At 29.9% G+C, this 24964-nt stretch carries 18 protein-coding genes and 1 other RNA gene; 12 read left to right on the forward strand and 7 right to left on the reverse strand.

All coding sequences use genetic code 11. The features are described 5' to 3' along the window. Nucleotides 1–152: 152 nt before the first annotated feature. Together groL and MR76_RS03235 are read right to left on the reverse strand one after the other, a co-directional pair. Nucleotides 153–1805 (reverse strand): chaperonin GroEL, encoded by a 1653-nt coding sequence (groL, locus tag MR76_RS03230; protein WP_024072265.1) that lies wholly within the window; start codon nt 1803–1805, stop codon nt 153–155. Between the two features lie 102 nt (nt 1806–1907). Next, the gene (locus MR76_RS03235; protein ID WP_024072266.1) at nt 1908–2192 is read right to left on the reverse strand and encodes a co-chaperone GroES; all 285 of its coding nucleotides are present in this window, start codon (nt 2190–2192) and stop codon (nt 1908–1910) included. A 267-nt stretch (nt 2193–2459) separates the two neighbouring features. Between MR76_RS03235 and radC the strand changes: the two genes are divergently transcribed. Beyond that, nucleotides 2460–3152: a RadC family protein gene (gene radC, locus MR76_RS03240; protein ID WP_024072267.1), complete on the forward strand. Its 693-nt coding sequence runs from the start codon at nt 2460–2462 to the stop codon at nt 3150–3152. Between the two features lie 924 nt (nt 3153–4076). Here the strand turns inward: radC and MR76_RS03245 are convergent. Continuing rightward, nucleotides 4077–4874 (reverse strand): phosphoribosylformylglycinamidine synthase subunit PurQ, encoded by a 798-nt coding sequence (locus tag MR76_RS03245; protein WP_024072268.1) that lies wholly within the window; start codon nt 4872–4874, stop codon nt 4077–4079. Nucleotides 4875–5393: 519 nt separating this feature from the next. Between MR76_RS03245 and mnmG the strand changes: the two genes are divergently transcribed. After that, complete coding sequence (mnmG, locus tag MR76_RS03250) at nt 5394–7271, forward strand: tRNA uridine-5-carboxymethylaminomethyl(34) synthesis enzyme MnmG (RefSeq protein ID WP_024072269.1); 1878 nt, start codon at nt 5394–5396, stop codon at nt 7269–7271. A 524-nt stretch (nt 7272–7795) separates the two neighbouring features. On the opposite strand, the gene glpX is transcribed toward mnmG, so the two are convergent. Further along, the gene (gene glpX, locus MR76_RS03255; protein ID WP_024072270.1) at nt 7796–8719 is read right to left on the reverse strand and encodes a class II fructose-bisphosphatase; all 924 of its coding nucleotides are present in this window, start codon (nt 8717–8719) and stop codon (nt 7796–7798) included. Between the two features lie 317 nt (nt 8720–9036). Here glpX and MR76_RS03260 point away from each other — a divergent pair, with 317 nt between their 5' ends. The 7 genes from MR76_RS03260 to folK all read left to right on the forward strand — a co-directional run bounded on the left by MR76_RS03260 (nt 9037) and on the right by folK (nt 17707). Next, nucleotides 9037–9648, forward strand: coding sequence for a murein hydrolase activator EnvC family protein (locus tag MR76_RS03260; RefSeq protein ID WP_024072271.1), 612 nt, complete (start codon nt 9037–9039; stop codon nt 9646–9648). A gap of 351 nt (nt 9649–9999) precedes the next feature. After that, nucleotides 10000–10455: a PAS domain-containing protein gene (locus MR76_RS03265; RefSeq protein WP_024072272.1), complete on the forward strand. Its 456-nt coding sequence runs from the start codon at nt 10000–10002 to the stop codon at nt 10453–10455. Nucleotides 10456–10607: 152 nt separating this feature from the next. Further along, complete coding sequence (locus tag MR76_RS03270; protein WP_024072273.1) at nt 10608–10829, forward strand: hypothetical protein; 222 nt, start codon at nt 10608–10610, stop codon at nt 10827–10829. Continuing rightward, the gene (gene bioB / locus MR76_RS03275) at nt 10826–11806 is read left to right on the forward strand and encodes a biotin synthase BioB (protein WP_024072274.1); all 981 of its coding nucleotides are present in this window, start codon (nt 10826–10828) and stop codon (nt 11804–11806) included. Before MR76_RS03270 ends, bioB begins: the two co-directional genes overlap by 4 nt. Nucleotides 11807–11991: 185 nt before the next feature. Then, nucleotides 11992–12326, forward strand: an RNA gene (gene rnpB, locus MR76_RS04660) — RNase P RNA component class A. A gap of 1055 nt (nt 12327–13381) precedes the next feature. After that, complete coding sequence (purL, locus tag MR76_RS03280; RefSeq protein WP_024072275.1) at nt 13382–16420, forward strand: phosphoribosylformylglycinamidine synthase subunit PurL; 3039 nt, start codon at nt 13382–13384, stop codon at nt 16418–16420. Nucleotides 16421–17191: 771 nt separating this feature from the next. Further along, complete coding sequence (gene folK / locus MR76_RS03285) at nt 17192–17707, forward strand: 2-amino-4-hydroxy-6-hydroxymethyldihydropteridine diphosphokinase (RefSeq protein ID WP_024072276.1); 516 nt, start codon at nt 17192–17194, stop codon at nt 17705–17707. 783 nt (nt 17708–18490) lie between these two features. On the opposite strand, the gene MR76_RS03290 is transcribed toward folK, so the two are convergent. Both MR76_RS03290 and MR76_RS03295 read right to left on the reverse strand, forming a co-directional pair. Further along, entirely contained in the window at nt 18491–19105 is a 615-nt protein-coding gene (locus MR76_RS03290; protein ID WP_235111255.1) for a hypothetical protein, read from the reverse strand. Nucleotides 19106–19154: 49 nt separating this feature from the next. Beyond that, nucleotides 19155–20462, reverse strand: coding sequence for a M48 family metalloprotease (locus MR76_RS03295; RefSeq protein ID WP_024072278.1), 1308 nt, complete (start codon nt 20460–20462; stop codon nt 19155–19157). A gap of 210 nt (nt 20463–20672) precedes the next feature. Between MR76_RS03295 and rsfS the strand changes: the two genes are divergently transcribed. Both rsfS and MR76_RS03305 read left to right on the forward strand, forming a co-directional pair. Continuing rightward, on the forward strand, nt 20673–21032 hold the full coding sequence (gene rsfS / locus MR76_RS03300; RefSeq protein WP_024072279.1) for a ribosome silencing factor: 360 nt from the start codon (nt 20673–20675) through the stop codon (nt 21030–21032). 660 nt (nt 21033–21692) lie between these two features. Beyond that, nucleotides 21693–22577: a PAS domain-containing protein gene (locus MR76_RS03305; RefSeq protein ID WP_024072280.1), complete on the forward strand. Its 885-nt coding sequence runs from the start codon at nt 21693–21695 to the stop codon at nt 22575–22577. A gap of 212 nt (nt 22578–22789) precedes the next feature. On the opposite strand, the gene MR76_RS03310 is transcribed toward MR76_RS03305, so the two are convergent. Continuing rightward, nucleotides 22790–23422, reverse strand: coding sequence for a histidine phosphotransferase family protein (locus MR76_RS03310; protein WP_024072281.1), 633 nt, complete (start codon nt 23420–23422; stop codon nt 22790–22792). Between the two features lie 157 nt (nt 23423–23579). Between MR76_RS03310 and purM the strand changes: the two genes are divergently transcribed. Next, nucleotides 23580–24614, forward strand: coding sequence for a phosphoribosylformylglycinamidine cyclo-ligase (gene purM / locus MR76_RS03315; RefSeq protein WP_024072282.1), 1035 nt, complete (start codon nt 23580–23582; stop codon nt 24612–24614). Nucleotides 24615–24964: the final 350 nt, after the last annotated feature.

Here is a 24964-nt window from a genome sequence, read left to right on the forward strand (position 1 = left end):
AAGAACATTTTATATAAATCATTACATTTACTACAGCAGCTTTACCATCATATAGCTAACATATAAGAAATGCAAAAAGAATGAGAGAGGAAGGGGTGTTTTTTCCCCCCTCAAAAAACTTTTCCCCCCTCTGGCATATAAGAAAGATTACTTTAGAATCCTCCCATACCTCCCATGCCTCCCATTCCTCCAGCACCAGGATTAGTATCATCTTTAGATGGTACATCCACTACAATGGCATTTAGAGTCATAAATACTGCTGCAAGGGACACAGCAAAATCAAATGCTATACGAACTACCTTAAGTGGATCAATAACCCCAGAAGTAAAAGCATTTGCAAAATTCATTGTATCGACATTAAAAATAAGCTGCTTATCATTTTGTTTTAACAAATGAGCAATAACACATGGTGCATTCTCTGATCCAGAGTTTTTAATGATACGTTTAATAGGAGCCTGTAAAGCACGCTTTACAATATTAATACCTAATTGTTCATCATCGTTTCTACTTTTCAAATTTTCAAGAACTGACAATGTATATAACAACGCAGCACCACCTCCTGGCACAACACCTTCTTCAACAGCAGCTCTAGTTGCATGCAAAGCATCTTCAACACGGTCTTTACGTTCTTTAACTTCAACTTCACTAGATCCACCAACCTTTAAGACAGCAACACCACCTGATAGCTTAGCCAAACGTTCTCTTAACTTTTCTTTATCATAGTCTGAAGTAGAAGCTTCAATTTGCATTTTAATTTGATTAATTCTACTTTGTACATTAGTAGAACTATTATCTACACTGCCAATAATAGTAGTAGTATCTTTTGTAATACGTATATTTTTAGCAGTACCTAATTCAGCTAAAGTTAAATCTTCCATCTTTATTGCAAGATCATCACTTATTACATGCTTAGCTCCAGTTAAAATAGCAATATCACCCAACATATCTTTTCTTCTATCCCCAAATCCTGGTGCTTTAACTGCTGCTACATGTAACCCACCACGTAATTTATTCAAAACAAGAGTACTAAGCGCTTCTCCTTCTACATCCTCTGCAATAATTAAAAGAGGTCTTCCTGATCTAGCCACATTTTCTAAAATTGGTAATATAGGCTGTATTATATTAAGTTTTTTCTCTGTTAGTAAGATATAAGGATTTTCAAATTCCACCAACATCTTCTCTGAGTTGGTTACAAAATAAGGAGAAAGGTACCCACGATCAAACTGCATACCATCAGTTTTTTCAACATCCAATTCTTTGAATCCCTTACTTTCTTCAACTGTAATAACTCCATCTTTACCAACTTCTTGAACACATTGAGCAATTTTACTACCTATGTTCTTATCTCCATTAGCTGAAATAGTAGCAACTTGAGCAATCTCCTCTTCAGATAATACTTCACGCTTCATAGACATCAATGCTTCTAGTACAGCTTCTTTAGCTTTTAATACACCTTCTTTAATACATACAATATCTGCTCCAGCAGCTTTAGCTTTAGATACTTCTTCTATAACCTTTGCAGTTAAAATAGAACATGTAGTTGTTCCATCACCAACTTTATCATTACATTGAGAAGCACTCTGAGTAATTATATTAGCAATAGCAAGAGCCAATGGATCCTCTGGCTTTATACTTTTAATAACTTTATATCCATCTTTTGTAATCTCTGGAGCCCCATAGGATTTACTAATAGCTACAGTAAGTCCTTTAGGTCCAGCCGTACATCCTACAGCATCTTCTAAAATACGAACAACTTCTCTAATCGATTTATCGAGTTGTTCACCAGTCACAACTACATTTGCCATGTTATTTAATCTCCGTTTAATAAAAAATTAACTAAAACTACTTACACTTAGGCTATTACAAAAAAATACATGTATAGCATGATTAAAAAATCGATGTAATAACTATGCTTCCTTTGCAATTATATCGCTTTCTTTCATGACTATATATTTTTTATCATAGAATTCAATTTCGTTACCAGCCCACTGACGGTAAAGAACTACATCACCTACTTTAATAGCCATAGGAATAATGTTACCATTATTATTGTACAGACCTGGGCCAACAGCTACAACTTTCCCTTTAGTAGGTTTTTTCTTTGCTGAATCAGGAAGCTGTATAGGAGAACTACTATTACTATCCTCCAAAGCCTCAATCAACACATTATCATGTAACATACTTAGATTCATACACTACCTCTGTAAAAAATAAATTATCAGTAGCATTTAAATACTACTAGCTAAGATTATATATAATATCAAGAAATCTAATTTCAAGTATCAACCAATAATTTTATAATATATATTACACAAATTTTTACAAGCTTAGAACCTTATACAATCATAGCAAAATTCATTATATCAATTTTGCAACATTTTGTATAACATATAAAAAATTAATTGACTTGATAGTTAAAACACCATGATATTTAAATAGTTAATTCTTTAAACAAGTTCATGAACATTAAGGATGAACGCAAAAAACAACAAGCTGGACATAGAAAAAGATTAAGGCAAAAGTTGCTATCTGGAGGAAAAAAAGGGCTGTTGGATTACGAAATTCTAGAATTAATATTATGCTCTGCACACCCAAGAAAAGATGTAAAACCTATAGCCAAAAGACTAATTAAACATTTTGGGACTTTCGCAAAAGTCTTTTTCGCTGACTTTAACCAATTAAAAGAAGTATCTGGTATAGGAGAAGTTTCAGTATCAGCAATTTTTTGTATTAGAGAAGCACTCAATAGAATTTTGCGTGAGAATATTGATAATGGGATAATTATAAACCAATGGCAAAAATTGATAGAATATCTTAGAATAAAGATAGGTAATGGCAGTATAGAAAACTTTCACATATTATATTTAAATACAAAATACAAACTTCTTGCAGATGAAACTCAGGATGTAGGCACCGTCAACCAAACTCCTCTATATATAAGAGAAGTAATAAAGCAATCTTTATTTCTAGGAGCTACATCTATTGTCATTGCTCACAATCATCCAAGTGGAGATGCTAAGCCTTCTAAAGCAGATATTGAAATTACCAATCAACTTGTTAGAGCATGTACTGACGTAGGAATAACACTAATAGACCACATAATCGTTACATCCAACACCCACTACAGCTTTAAAACTCACAATCTACTATAATAATTTATACATTTAAAATACAAAAATTCACCATCAGTGAATTTTCCTAACAACCTTTTAATTCAAGAATACAATACACCTTGAGTTAGGTGATATCACACTTTTCAAGGCATTCCCACAAATATTGAATTATCTAGATAAAAATACTTCTAAAAAGATACTCAATTTAAATCAATAGATGTATGAACTTTATGATATATCTACTTATAGATTATGATGTATTTATCAATTCTACGAGCCATTTATCACAACTCATTATAGTATACAACATAGAGAACAATAACTTAAAATAATGCAAACCACAGACACAATACAACTTAATAACATTAGAGCTTATAAGATTCTCCCTACATTACTTTACAATTTGTAAAAATATCTCACAGCATTAGAAAAAATTTCTCACATTCCTAGTAACGCATATATTAATTTCACTAAGCTTATATTATACAGTACCCAAACACAGAGAAAATACCTTCAAACAATACAAATTGTAAACCTAACAAAACTCAACAACATTAAAATTTACAAATTTTTTTTCACATTACTTTACAATTCGTAAAAATATCTCACAGCATTAGAAAAAATTTCTCACATTCCTAGTAACGCATATATTAATTTCACTAAGCTTATATTATACAGTACCCAAACACAGAGAAAATACCTTCAAACAATACAAATTGTAAACCTAACAAAACTCAACAACATTAAAATTTACAAATTTTTTTTCACATTACTTTACAATTCGTAAAAATATCTCACAGCATTAGAAAAAATTTCTCACATTCCTAGTAACGCATATATTAATTTCACTAAGCTTATATTATACAGTACCCAAACACAGAGAAAATACCTTCAAACAATACAAATTGTAAACCTAACAAAACTCAACAACATTAAAATTTACAAATTTTTTTTCACATTACTTTACAATTCGTAAAAATATCTCACAGCATTGCAAAAAATTTTCATGCCATCTCCATAAGTAGGATAAGCAATATTAGATCTTAAACATTGTTCTTTCACCTGTGTCCAATTATCCTGCTGTGTAAAAAATATCACTCTTTCTGGATGTGGCATCATAGCCAGTACTCTCCCACTATTATCAGAAAGTGCAGCAATATCAGCAGCTGAACCATTGGGATTATAAGGAAATTCTTGATTTGCATAATTACCCGTATTTGTAACATACCTTAATGCGATATTCTTCTCAATAGAGGAAATTACAGAATCACTTTCCACAAAAAACCTCCCCTCTCCATGTGCAACTGGAATATATAGTTCACTCAGACCTTCCAACCAGGGTGAATTGCTTGACGGATTTACTTTTACTTTTACCCATCTACACTGATATTGTTGAATAGAATTGCTTAAAAGTGTAATACATGAGAAATCCGATACCAATCTCATCAGTATTTGACACCCATTACATATACCCATTACTAACTTATCACTAGTTAGAAATTCTGATATTTCCTCTCTCAAATTATTAAAAATTCTCAATGCAAATGCATTTCCAGCACCAGTATCATCACCATAGGAAAAACCTCCAGGAATTACAAGTACATTATAATCTCTTAATAATTTAGGATGTGATATTATTTCATTAATATGCACTATTTTTCCTTGTACATTACACGACAATAACTCCCCAGCCTTAACAAAAGCAAACAGGGTTTCTTCCTCACAATTTAACCCATATCCAGATAATACAATTACTTTCATCTCTTTATAAAAATATACAAACCACTAACTTAACATAAAAAGTAAATACTTAAACTTCATTTATTATAAATGATATCAACAATCCTATAAACATCAGATATGATAATAATATTCATCAATCACATTGATATAAAATTTATTTAAATTGATCTACCATTATATAATCAACCCATATTAATCTACTAAAATAATATATAACAAACTTATACAAACAAATATATCTTATACTGCTTTAGATTAATCAATACATCTGAGCACAAGTTAACACACCAAAAACACAATGCTTCAAACATATATTACATCACACTATTACATTAACAAAAGAACTTATTTACTCAGTATACATTAAGTATAAGACAGGAAAAATATAAGCCAATAATACTACATTATGTAGTGCAAAAGACACCTAACACTATCTTTCATTACTTTATTTATAACTAATAGTGTAACTTTATTGACAATTTTAACAAAATTACTACTATTAACCTTAGTTATTCAACATATTATTACACTGCTTGTATGAATCATTATGATGTAGTAGTTATAGGAGGAGGTCATGCAGGATGTGAAGCAGCTGCAGCTGCAGCTCGCATTGGTGCAAAGACTTTGTTAATTACACATTCCATATCAACAATTGGAGAAATGTCATGTAACCCAGCTATTGGAGGAATCGCAAAAGGCACTGTAGTTAGAGAAGTCGATGCCTTGGATGGTTTGATGGGAACAGTAATAGATAAGTCCAGCATTAATTCCAGTATATTAAATAGAAGCAAAGGACCAGCAGTATGGGGACCAAGAGCACAAGCAGACAGAAAAATATACAAAGACACAATGCAGGATATCATACTAAACTATCCAAATTTAACAGTGTTAGAAGCATCAGTGGAAGATTTTTTAGTAACAGAAAAAAATGGACAATCGAGTGTTGAAGCTGTCATTACATCTGATCAACAAGCTATATATACAAAAAAACTAATATTAACTACTGGTACATTTTTACAAGGAACTATCCACATAGGAAGTTATGCTACTCCAGCAGGTAGATTTGGAGAACAACCTTCTATTGGCTTAGCAAAAACATTGGAAAAATACCATTTTAAATTAGGTCGTTTACGCACTGGCACACCACCAAGACTTGATATAAATAGTATAAATTTTTCAGGATTACTAGAGCAAAAAGGGGATATTAATCCTTCACCTTTTTCTTATATGTCGCAATCAATAGATCTACCACAAATTTCATGCTATTTAACTGCAACTAATACTAAAACCCATGAAGTAATAAAAAATAACTTACATAAAGCAGCAGCAAGTAATTTATTAAAAGACATAAAAGCTCCTAGATACTGTCCTTCAATAGAAGAAAAAGTAAGAAGATTTTCAGAACGCAATAGCCATCAAGTATTCTTAGAACCCGAAGGCTTAAATTCTGAGATTATTTATCCCAACGGGATCACTACTTCATCTCCACTTGATGTACAATATGAAATGCTAAAGACCATACCAGGATTAGAACAAGTCAAGATAATCAGAAGTGGTTATAGTGTTGAGTATAATTTCATTGATCCGAGAGAATTATACCATACTCTTGAGACAAAAAAAATAAGTGGGTTATACTTTGCAGGACAAATAAATGGTACTACTGGATATGAGGAAGCAGCTGGACAAGGAATCATAGCTGGGATTAATGCAGCATTATCTCTCAACTCAAAGTATGAGCCTTTTATCTTAAAAAGAAGTGATGCATATATTGGTGTGATGATAGACGATTTAGTTACATTAGGAACATCTGAACCATATAGACTTTTCACATCCAGAGCAGAATATAGATTAAGGTTACGCTCTGACAATGCGGATTTACGTTTAACAGAATTGGGTTACAAAATATCAGTAGTATCATCTAAAAGACACTCTGTTTTAAAGAATAAAAAACAGGAAATAGAGGCCTTAACAAATATTTTAAAAAATATTGTAACAACTCCTACACAGCTTGCTAGACATAATATATCAATATCTCAAGATGGAGTAAGGAGGAGCATTTTCGATCTTCTAAGTCATCCAAACATAAATATAGAAGTTATATCAAAAATGTGCAATGTAATAAAAGAATTTAATAAGGATATTGCAGAACAAGTAGAAATAGAAGCAAAATACTCGCCTTATTTCAGAAGACAAGATGCAGATATAAAAGCCTTTATAGAAGAAGAAAACACACATATTCCAAGCAATATAGATTTTTCACAGATTTATGGATTATCGAAAGAAATTCAAGAAAAATTAGAATATGTAAAACCACCTTCTATTGGCTCTGCAAGACGTATACCTGGAGTAACTCCAGCAGCAATCACTAATATTCTTATTTATTTACGCTGTTATAAAAGTAAAAAGATTTCATGAGTAATTTACTTAAACATTAAATAAAACTACAAATAACAACACGTCAAGTCCGTGTAATGTTTCCATTGTTAACTATCATTAATATAATTAAACACTATTTATGTATCATAATATAAAAGACCACCCAAAAAGTACTTTACATACTACAAACAAGCAGACATTCATGATTCAATGGACATTTTATTTTTACTAAAAAAGATATGATACATCAGGTAACAGACATTTTGATGTATAATTAAAAAACAATCTCATTTCCCAGGATAGGTACCATTAATATATATAATACTATCTAGTACAATGATTATAGACTCCATAACAAAAGATCCATGTGAATACCTAATACCCTGAACCAAAGCACTATCAGTAATACCAGTAGCTACAAAAATTGCTCAGACCTTATCATTTCTTCTATAGAATAAATTTTATTTATATCTGGATAAAATAATTACACATGTTCTTTCCATAGAAAAAACTTTATAAAGTTACACAAAGTCCTATGTTACTTATTAAAAATAATCTACTTCTTATACTCCAGGTACAGTATTATTAACATACATAATACTAGCTGATTTAATGACTATAGACTCCATAACAAAAGATCCATGTGAATACCTAATACCTTGAACCAAAGCACTATCAGTAATACCAGTAGCTACAAAAATTGCTTCAGACTTTATCATTTCCTCTATAGAATAAATTTTATTTATATCTTTAATTCCAAATTTTTCTGCTCTTGCCTTCAAATGCTCTGTATCAAAAATCAATTTACCTTCCATGTATCCACCCATTGATGATAAAGCAGCAGCTGCAAGTACACCTTCTGGAGCTCCTCCAATTCCAACATACAAATCATGAACACCTTTCATCAGTGATACTACAGCTGAAACATCTCCATCATCTATAAGTTTTATACGAGCTCCACACTCTCTAATGCTCTTAATTAATTCCAAATGCCTTTCTCTATATAAAACAGTTACAACTAATTCATTTACTTTACACTTTTTCACTTCAGCCAAATTATACAAATTTGTTTTTATATCATATTTTAGAGATACTACATCTCTAGGTACATTAGGACCTACAGCAATCTTTTCCATGTAAACATCAGGAGCATTTAAAAACCCACCTTTCTTTGCTATTGCAAGAACAGACATAGCCCCATTTTTATAATGAGCACACATAGTAGTCCCTTCAAGTGGATCAAGAGCAATATCAACATCAATTCCACCACAACCTACTTTTTCTCCAATATATAGCATAGGAGCATTATCCCTCTCTCCTTCTCCAATAACAACAGTCCCATTAATTTCCAATAAATTCAATGACTTTCGCATAGCATCAACAGCAACACGATCTGCTTCTTTTTCATTACCTATACCAAGATATTTATAAGACGCTAAAGCTGCAGCTTCAGTAACTGACAATAACTTAAATCCTAAATCTTGCATTATTAAAATCCATATAGCTATAATAAAGATACATCATAATACTATAAACATACTTATAGCAAACTATCATACTATTTTTATACCACAATTAATATCAATATATAACCAAATAAACTGCTAACAGATCAATAAGTAAGCAAGTATTAAAAAAATTAATTTAACAAAAAACACTTTAAAAATATACAAAAGTTTTCACATGATTACTTTCAAGAGCTAATTACCAATTAAAATGAATTTTGCATTGCCAAATTCATATAACAGAATAATATATACTAGATTTAACAGTATTAAGAACACTCAATATACCATAGGTACATGTGACAATAAGAAAAACACTATTGATTGCCCTATTATGCTTTGGTTGTACACAAAAACCAGCTCCTTACTTCTTAAGAGGAGAAGAATTTCATGGCAGAAAAGAATTAGACGACATCAATGAATATCAACTAATAAAGTATGATACTAAAAAAGATGAAAATATAGAATCACATCCAACTCAAGACGCCCATGAAGTAAATAAAAAAATAAAAGCTATTGATAAAGGCTGCAATTTTACTATGCCTATAGAAGGTATAATAACATCAAAATTTTCCATAAATAATCAAGATAAGAATTGTCAAGAGGGAATTAATATAAAATCTAATGGAATTCAACAAGTTAGAGCATCATCTGCTGGAAAAATACTATACGTAGGTAAAGGATCAAAGTGGTATGGCAATATGATAATAATAGAGCATAATAAAAATACAACAACTACATATTCTTATCTAGATAGCATAGATGTAAAAATAGGTGATAAAGTAACACAAGGTCAAGTTATAGGACATATCAAAAGTACTAACTCTCAAAAAAACAAATCATATCTATGTTTTGCTATGCGCAAACGTGGAAAAGCAGTAAACCCACTATTATATATCAACTGTAAATAAGTTAAGAAAAGCTCACAGTAGTCAATAATTTTTTTACTAAAACATGTTATCATAAGTCAAATAGTAGTATATTGTAGCCACATAAAGTATCCACCAACCATTACTCAACAATTGGGAAATCAATTTAGAAACACATCATGTATATTAAAATAATTGACTAAATAATTTTTCACTATCAATTAATATTAAAACGTTAAGATATTACTTCTTTTAAAGCATTATACAAAAATACACTATTACATGTAGAGCTAATATACACAAATTGCAATTAAATAAAAATTAGAACAAGTAAGAAAAAATAAAGATGTTTGCTATAAATTTTTCATGTTCATCATAAGATTAAGGTTATAGATGTCAGAATATATACCAGAAAAAAGAGCAATAAAAATATTATTTGCATATTGGAATCAGCTACGCAACAACAGGGCATTTCCTCAGATAGAAGAAATTGAATCAGAAGAAATCAGAGACATTTGGCATAACTGTTTTATTATTGAAGTAAGAAATGATACAGACAATCAAAAGTACAACTGCATTTATATTGGAGAAAGAGCTATGGAGCTGTATCAGTCAAATATTAAAGTCTATGCTGAATCACAAAATATTAAGCTTTTTTTTCCACAAGTTATAGAAAATTTATTTGATTATTTAGAATCAATCATAGAAAATCAAGAACCGATCATAGATGAATCAGAAACTGAAAGTGCTGATGGAAATTACATAAAAATAAGACAATGTCTACTACCTATTGGTAAAAATAATGAAGTAACACACATAATAGGAGTAATAGGAGGGAAAATATACTAAAATGATCGTTATATAAAAACTCATAATCAATACCGTAAATTATCAAAATATTTAAAAAATTAGTTGACTGTTTTACTAAAATTGAATAGCATACCCTAACCTAATGAGAACAAAGTGTTTATAGATTTCTTCAGTTATAGGCAGGTTGCTTTATGAGATTTTTTCTGCATGATATCTCAAAAATAAGTGTATCATTCTTTGGGATAGCCATAGGTACACTTGGTATTGCTAACAAGGCAGTTAAAAAGTGTTTATCTGCATACTTAAGAAACAATGGTTTTGTCACTCAAGATGAATTTAGCGCTTTAAATAATTCTGTCAAAGAGATAGAATCAAAGCAAAATAAGATTGAAGAACAGTTATCGCAAAAATGAGTACATGCACTTCAGTAAGAAACAATTGGCAATTAGATGAAATATTAGAGCTCTTTAATACTCCATTTAATGATTTGATATTACAGTCTAATTTAACACATAGGCAATTTTTTAACAATAACGAAGTACAAGTTGCTGCTCTACTAAGTATCAAAACCGGTGGTTGCCCAGAAAATTGCAGATATTGCTCGCAAAGTGCACATTATAAGACAGGTTTACAAAAAGAATCTTTACTTGATATTGAATCAATAAAAAAAGCTATACAAACAGCTAAAAATAATGGAGCAGATAGGTTTTGCTTTGCAGCAGCATGGCGCCAATTAAGAGACAGAGATATAGAATACATTTGCAATATTATCGAGCTAATAAAAAGTGAAAAACTAGAGAGTTGTGCTTCTCTAGGTATGGTAACTTTAGACCAAGCAAAAAAGTTAAAAGATGCAGGTTTAGATTTTTATAATCATAACATTGATACATCACGTGATTTTTATCCTAATGTAACTACTACACGTAATTACGATGATAGGTTAACTAGCTTAAATAATATACATGAAGCAGGAATCAACATATGCTCTGGTGGTATTTTAGGTCTTGGTGAAAATGTTGAAGATAGAGCAAAAATGTTATTAACTTTAGCAAATTTAAAGGAACATCCACGTTCTGTCCCTATTAATAGATTAGTTCCAATAAAAGGAACACCTCTTGAAAGTAACCCCAAAATAGACAACATAGATTTTATAAGAGTTATAGCTGTAGCACGCATTTTAATGCCGAAATCATATATACGTCTTGCTGCAGGACGAGGAGACATGTCAGAAGAAATGCAAGTATTATGTTTATTTGCAGGAGCAAATTCTATATTTTGTGGAGAGAAATTATTAACAACCCCTAACTCTGATTGTAATAATGACAAAAATCTTTTATCCAAGCTTGGAGTAAGAACAAAAGCACCTGTACTTTTCAATTCACAAAATTAATCATTTACTTAATATAACTAAATATGTTGGGCTACAGAAAAACTAACACTTTATGTAAAATGGCTGATAACTCGCCAACCAAACTGCAACAACAATACAAACTATTACCAAAACTTCAAATCTGCATCCTTTCAATTCACAAAATTAATCATTTACTTAATCTAATTAGAAATTATAATAACTTGTCAGGTAAAAGAGTAGTTGCTGTATTATAGAATACAGAGGAAAGTCCGGACTCCAAGGGAAAATGGTGACAGGTAATCCCTGTCGGAGGTGACTCCAGGTAAGGGCTACAGAAAATAACCGCCTTTTTTAAGGTAAGGGTGAAAAGGCGTGGTAAGAGCACACCGTACTTATGGCAACATATAGTAGCTAGGCAACCACCACCAGGAGCAAGACTAAGAGGAGGTATTGTGCTTTCCCTCACAATTACCCAGGTGAGTCGCGTGAGGTAGATAGTGATATTTATCCCAGATGAATAACTACATAAACAGAATCCGGCTTATTTTTACCTGGCAAAATGTTATTTACTATAAACTAATTTAATAAAATCAAATGTATTAAAACTATGTTTTTAATTTATGACAAAATAATTGAAATCACTACACATCTATTTATATTCAATACTCATACACTGTAAAATCAATATTCATTTCAGATTGACAACTGCAAACAGAATTCAACTTACCTAGTAAATGTCAAAAACGCTCTCCACCATATCGCTATACAAATTAAATACATTAAAACTATGTCCTTTTCTGTATCAAACATTTACACATTGTAAAATCATAAATAGCACAAATTCGATAATGTGATTACAATACAAAACTTACCATAATCCCAATACAAATAATATAAGACCTACCTTATAAAAATGCTAATCCAAAATCTAGCTCTTTATTAGTATAAGAAGTTGAGAAATAGGAAACAATTTCCACATATGTATTAATAGTTCCATACTACAAAAAGTACTAAGATTATGCAGACACTTGTCCTGCAACTATACATGTTACACCACGATACTGATAGATGATTTAAATATTATAATTCCTTTACTTTATAAAAATGCTAATCCAAAATCTAGCTCTTTATTAGTATAAGAAGTTGAGAAATAGGAAACAATTTCCACATATGTATTAATAGTTCCATACTACAAAAAGTACTAAGATTATGCAGACACTTGTCCTGCAACTATACATGTTACACCACGATACTGATAGATATTTAAATATTATAATTCCTTTACTTTGACCCTTAAACATAGAATTAAATCTAATAATAAAATCACTTATTACTTATTGCCTATAATCATATTACAATAGCTGCTAGAAAGCTTATTATAACATATTTACAACTATTTCTCATTTTATAACACCATTACTTTAATGATACTGATTATTAATGAAAACATTAATAGCCCTTTACTTAACCTCCAAACACAAGAATAAATCTCACAATAGTATCATCTTATTACTTACTGTAATTATGAATAATCACCAGAAACATTAATAATATATTTGAAATTACCCCTAATTATTATACAGTGTAAATATATTACTTAACCAGAAATTAGTCATGATTATACGTATTGGCGTAGCAGACAAAGTACTACCAGAAAACTATACAAGCAATGATGTTACGGTTTACACAATAAATGTTCAAGATAATTTAGAATCAGCAATCATTCATAAAATAGGTTCTGTGCTAACCAATCCAATAACACAACAATTCTTTGCTTTCATATATGACAATATAGAACTGAACTATAAAGAAGTAACCACTAATACTAATTATAATCTACTTCACACTTTCAAAGCAAACTGGTCATTAGAAAGATGTTTCTTACCTAGAGTTACTGATAACGTTGGTAATACTACTAAATGCATAATAAATGAAATGCTAGAATATAAAACAGCAGTAGATGTATTAACTTCTAAAGTTACATTTGGACAAGGACCCATACCACAAGAAGAAGACATACTTAAATTATTTAATCCGTTAATAGAGTACTGTAAATTATCTTTTGCAAAAGGAGAAGCATTTAAAGTAAGATTCTTTGGAAATAAACAGATATCAAATCTAAATAATATATATACTGACTCTTCTACATGCAACAGTATATTCCTAATCCCATATGTTAAGTATGAAGACCTTTTTCCACAAGATAAAAAACAAAACACCTATGTGACTTCTGTAGATTTAAATATTCAAGATCATGAATTAATACAAATCAGTAGACATGGAATTAATGGTCGAGGAGCCTTAAATCTATCACTAGAAGCAATGCAGGCTATTCAGGCATACTTTAAAAAAATTCAACGTAATCCTAATGATATTGAACTTGAAACATTAGCACAAACTTGGTCAGAACATTGTAAACATAATATTTTTTCCTCTCCTATAGATGAAATTACAGATGGGCTTTATAAGCATTACATAAAACGTGCAACATATGAAATAAACTCAGAAATATGTATATCCACATTTTCTGATAATGCAGGAGCAATAGTATTCGATGATGATTTCATTATTGCAGATAAAGTAGAAACACATAACAGTCCATCAGCACTTGATCCATTTGGAGGAGCAATTACTGGAATATTAGGAGTAAATAGAGATATAATTGGATTTGGTAAAGGAGCAAAACCAATACTAAATGCCTACTATTTTTGCTTTTCCGAATCAGATGAAGAATTATATAGGGATAAATCTTGCACAGTCAAAACATTGTCATCCAATACAATAATGGACGGAGTAATAAAAGGTGTAAATTCTGGTGGAAATTGCTCTGGGATACCAACAAGCTTAGGATCTGTGTACTTTGATGATAGGTTTCGTAGTAAGCCATTAGTTTTTGTAGGATGCACTGGCATTATGCCACGCATAATTAATAACTCATTATCACATTTAAAGAGTCCCAACAATGGAGACTACATAGTTATAGCAGGAGGTAGAACAGGAAAAGATGGAATACATGGTGCTACCTTCTCATCTAACGCATTAACTGAACATAACAGCAATAGTACAGCAGTACAAATAGGAGATCCTATTACTCAAAAAAAGCTATCTGATGCAATAATTAAAGAAGCCCGAGATCTAGGTTTATACAATGCAATAACTGATAATGGAGCCGGCGGATTATCTTCTTCTGTAGGAGAAATGGGTCACAGTGGGTTCACAGTAGAACTGGATAAAGTATTACTGAAACATGACAATATGTTACCCTGGGAGATTTGGGTTTCAGAGTCTCAAGAAAGGATGACTTTTGCTGTTTCTCCTAGCAAATTTCCAACGTTTGAAAAAGTAATGAAAAAACACGATGTTGAAATTAGTATCATTGGAGAATTCAACAACAGTAATAAGGCTGTAGTACTATATAATGGATCCATTATTATGGATATAGAAGTAGATTTTCTGCACAATGGTGTTCCGAAAACCCACTTACAAACTAGCACATGGATAAAAACCACAGAATCAATATCAATACCTCACCAAAAGTGCGATAAACCATTAGAAATTGAGTTAAACGAGATTATACAAAGAATGAACATATGTAGTAAAGAATTCATATCCTTACAATATGATCACGAAGTACAAGGCACATCTGTAATCAAACCTATTCAAGGTATAGGAAGAGTAAACGGAGATGCAACAGTTATTAGACCAATATTATCATCAAAAAGAGGAATAGTAAAATCGCATGGATTAGGATCAAGTTACGGAGAAATAAGCACATATCACATGGCAGCCTGTGCAATAGATACTGCCATACGCAATTATGTTACAATAGGAGGAAATTTTAATCACTTAGCATTATTAGATAATTTCTGTTGGTGTGATTCAACAAATCCACAACGATTATGGCAGTTAAAAAATGCAGCTCGAGCATGTTATGACTATGCCACAGCATTTAGAACACCTTTTATTTCTGGCAAGGATAGCATGTTTAATGATTTTAAAGGATATAATAGTAAAGGAGAACAAATTAACATTTCAGCTCCACCTTCACTTTTAATTTCTACTCTTGGAATCATAGAAAACATAGAAAATGCTGTAACACTTGATGTGAAAAATCCAGGAGATTTAATATATATACTAGGTACAACTTATGATGAACTTGGAGGTTCTGAATACCAAAAATACAGCAATATAGAAAATAATAATGTACCACAAGTACATGCTGAACATGCTAAAAAATTATATACATCTTATAATAAAGCTATCAATGCAAATCTTATAGCATCAGCAATTGCAGTCAACTTAGGAGGCATGATAATAAGCCTAGTAAAATCACTTATTGGTGGACAACTTGGAGCAGAAATTAGTTTATCGTCAATACCAACATGCAATATTAAGAATAACGATTTAAAAGAAAAAGTTATTCTATTTTCAGAATCACAAAGCAGGATTTTAGTAACAATAGGGAAACACAACAAGCAAGAATTTGAATCAATATTCAAAGAAATTCCACATGCAAATATAGGTAAAATAACTTCTACAAATACCCTTATAATAGAAGATATGCATTCCATCGATTTAAAAACACTTGAACACAACTACAAGAAATTCAGCAATATGAAAATACAATCATATAGAAATGTGGCACACACTTAATATATTACACAGTTAAAATAGCTCTATAAAAAAACATAACAATGTAAGCATCTTATAAAATAACCATATATCAAATTTAACTTTACTATTTATATATAAACTGTAAGTATACAAAACAAAATAAAGAGTGAACAATCAACAAAGAAAAAAATCCCCTTTATGTAAATATAACAAATCAACGTTAGCCAGTAATAAAGTCATGTTATATATGATAGAATACAATAAAAACGACATCTATTCGTGCTCAGCCTTATTCATATTTACATACAGTACTTCGATATACTAATCAATACATAAAAAACCAATAGAACCAATCATGTTACCATAGTAACCCATAGTTCTGAGTCTAATAACACTTCGATACACTAATTAACACATCAAAAAACTATCTATAGCGCAACACACAAATCACATAATAGAACCAATCATGTTATCATAAATAACCCATAGTTCTGAGTCTAATAACACTTCGATACATTATTAATACATAAAAAAACTATCTATAGCGCAACACACAAATAACATAATAGAACCAATTATGTTACCATAGTAACCCATAGTTCTGAATCTAATAACACTTCGATACATTATTAATACATAAAAAAACTATCTATAGCGCAACACATGCTAAACAGCACAGGTCAAATAATAATAAAAACCCCCTTAAGAATATCATCATGATATCCTACAAGTTCACATAATACACAACACAAAAGAATTGAAATAATCTTCAAAACAAAATATACTGCCTCCTTTAAGCTAACAAAGAAAATGTATAATCTGCCCAGTAACGATGTTGTGATTCTAGCATTAGGAAGTAACTGCAGTAACATGTTAGCATACATTAAATCCGCAATTAACATGTTACCTTTACATAATAAGCATTATTCCTATCTTTATAAAACTCCAGCCTTACTACCAAAAAATGCACCAGATCATTGGAATACCCCTTATTTAAATATGGTAATATCAGGATATACATGTTTATCTCCACACTCCATGTTAGAAAGGATAAAATCCATAGAAAGAAAGCTTGGTAGAACTAATCATGAACATTGGGCACCTAGAACTATAGATATTGATATCATATTGTGGGGAAATAAAATGTTGGATACTAGAATTTTATCTATACCTCATAAACAAATGCATTGTAGAGATTTTGTTCTCGTACCACTATGTGACATTTATGCACGATTCCCTCATCCAATATTCAAAGTGTCAATATATGAAATGCTTACAAAGCTAAATAGTATCAACTTAATCAAACAAAACTCACATATATTGTGAAGACTCTCTTATACAAGATAAAAAAGATGATTGTTAGGTATATTAATAGTATAGCATTAAAAATAGAAATCTCTCACATAGAATCAATCTTACAAATAAAAATCCACTTATGTCTAGCAGTATATCACTCATTATAGTTGAATAGTTAATACCAAAAAAACATTCTAACTTTTTTTATATAATATAAATAACAATAAGATATCCCTAAGTATATTGATAGTATAGAATTACAAAACATATGTATTTCTAATTCTAAATAGTATCAATTTTAAAAACAGAATTTACATATCTCTAGCAGCATACAATTAATTTTAAAGGGTTTTCATATAACATTAAGTATACTACCATAACTTAAATTAACACCTACAGCAAGCATAGCACATTATAAAGTAAATAAATTAATAAAAAATTTATTAGATTTAGATAATTAAAAAATACTCTATTACTTACCTTCAATTACACCCTATCATAACCATATAAACACTTTATAAATATAGAATAACCATCAATACCATACTAATGAATGTGATATTCACTTTTTAACAAAATCTAGATTTATTTGACTATGCATACCACTTATAAATTCATTAACTGCAGCACTTCTGCTCCTATATAATAATAAGTAAAAATAATATATAAAATTATAATGCTTATTTATTTTTTATCACAAAATGCTATACACTGTTTATAGGTGATTATTTTTCCGCCACAGCTAGAAAAACATAAATCATAATCACTTCGACATAACCTATCACACTTATCATTCTGACATAAAATGCTTATTTATTTTTTATCACAAAATGCTATACACTGTTTATAGGTGATTATTTTTCCGCCACAGCTAGAAAAACATAAATCATAATCACTTCGACATAACCTATCACACTTATCATTCTGACATAAACTGACAGGATGTTGTGTTTCTATTATAGGGCTTTTATTTATTCCATACATATTTGAAACAAAGTTATCATATCCATTATAACGATCAAAACTTTGCTCAGTATTACACATGTCCATATAGATATCACATTGAGTCTTACATGCAATATTATTGGAGCAAGATTCTTTGCATTTTAAGTTTTTACTCTCACATGAGTTATTATCACTCTGCTTCGGTTTACTATTTCCACTTTCATTATTATTTACTATATTAATGCGTGGTTGAGAACGTTCTTGAGCACTTATCATTTTTTCAGTTAATTTACAATTAGTAACATTAACTTGACATTGTCTATAGCAATCATTTCTCACATAAGCACATTTTACTACACAAGCCTTCCCAGATTCACTTTCTGGACTTTTATATTCTATTTTAGTACCATAAATAGGACTGCAAGAGGCTTGTAGTATCAATAAAAATAATATTGCACCTGGTATTTTCATAGATGAAACCATTATTACACTTTTGTAAAAATATACACAACATTACTAATAATCTAATTAACTATGCATTACTTAATAAATTTATTCTTAAATCATGCATGCGTTCTAAATGAACACTATCCTTTGGTAAATATTTTTTTGCTAAACCAAAGTATTTATCAAAATCTTTTTTATTATTCTCAAAAAAAGACTTACTTGCCAATGAAAAATATGACATTCCTAAATCCCCTGTCTTACCATAAGCTATAGCCAATTGCTTCCAAGCAAAAATATTATCCGGTTCCTGATATGTAACCTGCTCCAAATAATTTACTGCTTCTTCTTGATCATATAATAACAAAGCCTGTGATGTTTCAAGTTTTATCAAAACATCATCAAAAGAAAACTTAAGTGCTAATTTATAATTTTCCACAGATTTTTCAATGTCACCTGCCTTATATAAAATTTGTGCTTTTAACTCATAAAGATAAGGATCTTCTGGAGATTGTAATATTAAACTGTCAAGTTTTTCTAAAGCCTTTAAAACATCAGATTGCTTGTAAAAAATAATAGATTGCACATATGGAGATAACTGACTTATATCATTTTTCTCATTGACTAAACGTTCTATTGGATTAAAAAATGCATTAATTTTTTCTACTACTCGCCTGAATTTATGTATATCTTCATCAGAAAAACCATTAACTTTATTACGATTGCGATAATTTTGCATCTGTAATAATCTGTCATAACTAAGAGGATGTGATAATAAATATTGATCAATACTTCCTCTATATTGTGTTTCTAATGAATAAAAATGCTTGAACATTTTAATTAATCCATCATTGCTATATCCAGCTTCATCTAGATATCGCAATGCACATTGATCCGCAGATGCCTCCTGTAGACGACTATAAAGAAAAAACATTCTTTTACTAATATCACTAGTAGCAAGAGCTATTGCTTGACCCATATCGGGATTTACTGCAACTGCAGTAATAATACCTAAAACATACCCTATCCCAGACAAAATCATAGAATTTTGTATTTTATTTTTACGAAATAACACATGTTTCTGAGATATATGCCCAACCTCATGAGCTAAGACCCCAATTAGCACACTAGGATCCTCTGAAAACTGAAACAACCCATAATTCAAAAATACATCATGATTATTTCCATCAACATAAGCATTTACCACTTTATCATTAACAATAAAAACTCTAACAGTCTCAGGATTAATCTTAGCTGCAGTAAATATTGGAAACGCTATCTTCTTTATTACAGACTCAACTTCACTATCTCTAAATATCATATAACCATCTTGACAAAATGACATATTGCCATAAAGCAAAATAATTAAAGATAATATTAAGCTTCTAATATTCATAAGTTAACCAACGTCCATAGTTTCATTGAAATATATTATACATATTGTAGATAACCTTCTAAGAAAATTAATGATTTACTATATATACCTGCAACTGTTAATAATATATATAGTTTTACCATAAACACATCTCTTTTGATGCTTTTTAACTGTTTATATTACGTACAATATGTAATACAATAAAACCTAGCATGTAAAAAACGAGGTAAAATGAGTCTCAGTCCTGACAAACTATTTAGTTCTCCAGAAGAACTGAAAAACCTTATAATATTCATTCTTGATAAACATAAAGCTAGCAATATTGTTACAATTAATATCAGCAGTAAAAGTAACTTAGCAGAATATTTAATAATTGCTTCAGGCGAATCAAGTTATCATGTAAAATCTTTAGCTGAAAGAATTAGGAAAGAAATCAAACCATATAAAAAGCTCTCTATTGAAGGGCTAAAAGATGGTAACTGGGTAGTATTAAGCTGCTACAATATATTAGTACATATTTTCAGACCAGAAGTAAGAGAATATTATCAACTCGAAAACCTATGGAATTCTCAGTTAGATGAAGAAAATTAAAAAATTTTTTTAAGCAATATACACAATATTCTTATTACAATTAAATGTGACATAAGTTTCATGGGACTAATACACAAAGTTTATTACATCTTTTAGCTTATACTAGATCGATTTACCTAAAGGAGTTAGCCACAGTCTAATTCCTCACTCAGTCTATATAAAAAATCCTAAAATTTATTATACAGAATACAACATAGAAATTCATTATACATCTTGGCATTTCAAAGTGATTTACTATAAACAATTAACTATATCCTGCTCTTATCAACTTACAAAAAACCTATTAGATAAATCCAACACATAGACTCATTACATTCCTTAGCATTACAATTGACTTGATACAAATAACTAACTACAGTTAAACTTTCAATCCAATATTGTTCTTACATAAATATTTAAAAATTATTACATAATTAAAAACATATAACTAGTTTAATACAAACTAGAACATAATTAGTATATTCTCAAAAATTTGGAATATTCATGTACACAAAATATTTATTGTGTAAAAAAGACACTGAAATTCGTTTGCAACTAAAATATCCTATGAAGAATTCATTAACTACAAATCATGAATAAAAACAATAAAGAAAAATTTTTATATAAATAGTACAGCAAACAGATTTTAATTCAGTGTTTAATTGATAAAACGAGAAAAACATGAATCACTTTGTGGTTGCAAGAAGATCTGACGATTCTGTAATATCAGTACAACAAAATAACACTTTGCAAAATTTAACAATTTCTAATCTGAATAAAGCAGCAGAAACACTTTTAGATTACACAGCAGAAGAACTTTCTAATAAGCCATTATCAACTATATTACATAAAAACATTGTAGATAACATAGATAGCTATTTAGAATACACAAGTGATGGAACTGATTTATTTGACATTTTATCCAAAACACGTAACTGTTCTTTTATTGGAAGAAATAATAAAATAATCCCAGTAATACAAAAAGTCTTTCGAACTACAGCTGCCAATCAAAATATAATAAATTATGAGATTTTAGTACGAGATGCTAGTATATCACAAAAGCTTGATATATTTAGGCAATCCATAATTTCTAATAAAAAATATAGCATGCATTCAGTTTTTAATATAATGGATGAAGTATCTACAAAAACAGAAATAAAGATCGTATTAGACTTCCTTCATAAACACAATAAACACGCTATCATAAGTATGATGCAACTAGATCCACCATATAATAAGTCTAATATAGACACTTTAACACAACACACTATCAACTTGTTACATAAAAACGTTAGAGAAAGTGATATAATTGGGTACATAGGAGATTACAAGATCATTTTTATCTTATTAGGATGTAAATCTGAACATGCATATTCAGCAATATCCAGAATACACAAAAACATTAATAATAATCTTCAAAATTTCCATGCAAAGGCTTCAATAGGTTATGCTCAAATGCATAACGAAATTGACACAGAACAAATTTTAACAAACATAAGTAACATATTATTCATTGCTCAACAAGAAGCAGCTGGAGGTACAATCAAAAGTACTAACATTCCATAAAAAAACCTACTAAATTTTCATTTAATACTCTTCCTCAGTAATTTTTTATATTTTAGTAGTACCTGATTAATTATCAAACACACATTGCTCTTTAACAATAAGAGATAACTTTCAGAATATTGTTTATATTTAACAAATTACTACAACCTATGCAGTACATATACATAGCACTGCATATAAATAAATTAACTTATAATAGTAAATTCTTCATACTAAACACATATAGAAAACTTAAAAATAGTGTTTTGTATTTCATATGTCATTTTTGCATTATAACTATCTAAAAGCATCATTAGAAAATTTACTTGAATATTCTTTGTATTCAATTCTTGATTAGATATGTCCATATCAAGAATACTCTTAATACTTTCGTGCATTTCTATTTTTTGTGCAGAAGCTATTGTTTCTATAAATAAACCATTACTATCTGACTTAGACAGTACAATTTTTACCTTAGTCCCATTTATCATGAAGAACATTAATATCATAGTTATATTAGCAAGTAATTTATTGATTTTTTCAACCAACTCAATATCAAAAATCTGTATATCGACATCCCATTCAAGAATAATTTTTTTTCTCTTCAGATAATTTTTTATATTATGCTTAGTAGCATTAAAATCCCCATTATCATCAGAAATACTATAAGCTTGCTTCAATAGTTTAAACTTATTCATTACATCATCAGCTGCATCAGAAAGTAAAGGTATCATACCTTCAGCTAAGCTTTCATCATCACCTAAACACTCTATATAATTTACTATTACTCCTACAGATCCAGCTAGATCATGCAACAACCTTGCAGACACTAACTCTACGTTTGATAAAATCTTACTATTCTGCATAAAAATCCTATATTCAATATTATGTTCTTTAACTTTAATCTATCAAAAAAAAATAATTCCACTAACTAGTAAACAACTTTTTATATGAAGTTCAAATATTTAATGCTATTCTGATTAATTAATTGTAAAAATGAGTTTCACATAAATTAAGGTGTCTATGAAAACATACTCAAGCGCTGGAGTTGATATTGAATCCGGTAATAGTCTAGTAGAAAAAATCAAACCAATCGCATCATCAACATCTAGACCAGAAGTAGTTGGCAATATAGGGTCCTTTGGAGCACTGTTCGATATGTCAAAAATAAAGGAATATAGCAAACCTGTTCTAGTATCCTCAACTGATGGCGTTGGTACCAAATTATGTATTGCACAAGAAGTAAATAATCATAAGACTATTGGTATAGATCTTGTAGCAATGTGCGTCAATGATGTTTTAGCACAGGGAGCTGAACCATTGTTTTTCTTAGATTATTTCGCAACGGGTAAAATAGATCATGATACTACTTTAGAAATTATCAATAGCATAGCAGTAGGATGTAAAAAAGCAAATGTCGCATTAATAGGTGGAGAAACTGCTGAAATGCCTGGAATGTATAGCGATAATAAATATGACATAGCTGGTTTTACAGTAGGTATTATTGAAGCAGATAATATTTTACCAAAAAATCATAGCATAAAAACCGGAGATATAATACTTGGATTAGCTTCAACTGGATTACACTCTAATGGTTTCTCATTAATAAGGAAAATCATCAGTGACAATAAAATCAGCTACCATGATGTATGTCCTTGGTCTGATCAAACATGGGCAAACTATTTACTCACACCTACACGTATCTATGTAAATTCCTTACTACCGATAATTTCACTAGTGAATGGCTTAGCTCACATTACTGGAGGAGGATTCATATATAATATACCACGTATTATTCCTAATCATCTATCAGCTACCATTGACTTAAATTCTTGGAAGATGCCACAAATATTTCATTGGCTAGATACCGAAGTACAAATACCACAAATGGAAATGTTCAAAACATTTAACTGCGGCATTGGTATGATATTAATTGTACCACAAGAAAATGAAGAGCAAACATTATCTCTCCTCAAAGTTACAGATGAAGTTGTATACAAAATTGGTAAAATTACAGAAAGGAATACTGAAGACCAAGTAGTATTCAACCAAATATAGCTGAACCAGTCTTAAAAATAACCGAATAAACACTAAAGTGAGTTATACATATTGTTTAATTTTTTCAACCCATAAACATGTAATTGTACACAACTACAGATAATGAAAATGGTATAGGCACCTTACAAATATATTTGAACAAGCTCTTAAAAATGACCAAATAAACATCAGAGTGCAATTATATATATTTTTTACCTTCCAACTTATAAAAATGCAATCATATATAAAATTGGTAAAATTACAGAAAGGAATACTGAAGACCAAGTAGTATTCAACCAAATATAGCTGAACCAGTCTTAAAAATAACCGAATAAACACTAAAGTGAATTATACATATTGTTTAATTTTTT

It is taken from the genome of Ehrlichia muris AS145 (assembly GCF_000508225.1).
GTDB lineage: Bacteria > Pseudomonadota > Alphaproteobacteria > Rickettsiales > Anaplasmataceae > Ehrlichia > Ehrlichia muris.